Here is a 1,607-nt window from a genome sequence, read left to right on the forward strand (position 1 = left end):
GACTATATTTTATGCGTCAGGTAGGCGCGCAATCCAAATGCCACTTGCCAGACACAATGCACTGACCAGTCCTGCCACCCATATTTTATCAGTGGGCAGTCGCCACCACAAAAATGCACAGGACATACTCATCATGCTCCATGCCAGATATTTGGCAAAACGGGGCATGGCTCGGCGTTCTTCCCAATCTTTGAGCATTTTGCCAAAAATACGATGGCGCATGAGCCAACCATGAAACCGCCTCGAGCTTTTTGCCCAGCAATAGCCAGCAAGCAAGATAAAAACGGTGGTTGGCATACCGGGTACAATCACCCCCAAAATCCCAAGCCCAACAAACACAAAACCCAACACCAAAAATACCCAACGCATGACGGCATTGTTGTGTAATTGGGTGGATTTTGGGTCTTGTGAAGTGTTGGGATTGGACATAACAAACAAATCAAATTAGGTGTATAACAGTATCAATGAGCTAGACAATAGTATATCACAAAAATTTTTGTAATTGTAAATAAAAATCATTTTACAAATTGGCAAAAATGAGTTATTTTATAGCAGTTTTAATCCAATAAAAAGGTGATTTATGAGCGAACTTACCCTAACCGAAGCGTTAAAGGAGCATTCACGTACTACCCATGATGCGGTGGATGAGTTGGTAATGAGCATGGAGCCTTTTGCCAGTCATGATAACTACCGTAAATTTTTGCAAGCTCAGTATGAATTTCATAGCACCGTCAATCCCATTTATCACAATGAGAAACTTGCCAGTCAAATTGAAGGGTTGGCAGACTTGGCTCGTCTTGACCGTGTCAAATCAGACATGAAAGACCTAGAAGTCGCCCCTTATGGCAAAGACGTAGAAACACCCACATTTACCGACAGCGAGGCGATAGGGTGGCTATACTGCGTGGAGGGCTCTAATGTGGGGGCGGCGATTTTGTACAAAGAGGCGGGCAAAATTGACCTTACGGACGAATTTGGGGCGTCTCACCTATCTGCCCACGAAGATGGGCGTATGCCTCACTGGCGTACCACCAAAGCCAAAATTGATGCCTTGCCACTATCTGATGAGGACAAACAATCAGCAATGAAAGGGGCTGATGATGCGTTTGCTTATTTTAAGCGGGTGATTCGTAAGATTTATGAAGTGAACGAATGATGATAAAAAAACCGCTCATGATTGGGCGGTTTTTTGTGTATTTGATGGATTTTTTAATCATTTTTATTTATACTAACAAATCTTGTTAAAAATAAGGAACTGATTTCATGTCTATCAAAGGTCGCCATACTACTTATAGTAATAAAATTGGTTTATTTGCTACAAATACCAATCGTCAAGGATTTATCCAACACCATAACGATGTGGTGCTCAATTTTCCCTTCAAAGACAGTGTGCTAGAAGCAGGCATGAACAAAGAAGATGCAGGAAAAGACGAGCGTTTTTTGCATTTGCAAGTAGATACCAAAGATATTGATGTGCTTTTTGAACCAAAAGTCTTGACAGGATTTGAATATCACGCACACAATATTGGCAACCAACCAACCAACCAACCAACCAACCAACCAACCAACCAACCAACCAACCAACCAACCAACCAACCAACCAACCA

The 1,607-nt window shown here is 42.1% G+C and carries 3 protein-coding genes; 2 read left to right on the forward strand and 1 reads right to left on the reverse strand.

The window, feature by feature from the left end:
• Positions 1 to 9: 9 nt before the first annotated feature.
• Positions 10 to 429, reverse strand: a complete 420-nt coding sequence (locus MOB01S_RS12005; RefSeq protein WP_066805845.1) for a YbaN family protein — start codon at positions 427 to 429, stop codon at positions 10 to 12.
• Positions 430 to 580: 151 nt separating this feature from the next.
• Between MOB01S_RS12005 and MOB01S_RS12010 the strand changes: the two genes are divergently transcribed.
• Both MOB01S_RS12010 and MOB01S_RS13010 read left to right on the forward strand, forming a co-directional pair.
• Positions 581 to 1,156, forward strand: coding sequence for a biliverdin-producing heme oxygenase (locus MOB01S_RS12010; protein ID WP_066805848.1), 576 nt, complete (start codon positions 581 to 583; stop codon positions 1,154 to 1,156).
• A 107-nt stretch (positions 1,157 to 1,263) separates the two neighbouring features.
• A partial coding sequence (locus tag MOB01S_RS13010) for a PT domain-containing protein (RefSeq protein WP_281177258.1) occupies positions 1,264 to 1,607 on the forward strand: 344 nt, incomplete at its 3' end.

The sequence above is a fragment of the Moraxella oblonga NBRC 102422 genome (assembly GCF_001598275.1).
Taxonomy (GTDB): domain Bacteria; phylum Pseudomonadota; class Gammaproteobacteria; order Pseudomonadales; family Moraxellaceae; genus Moraxella; species Moraxella oblonga.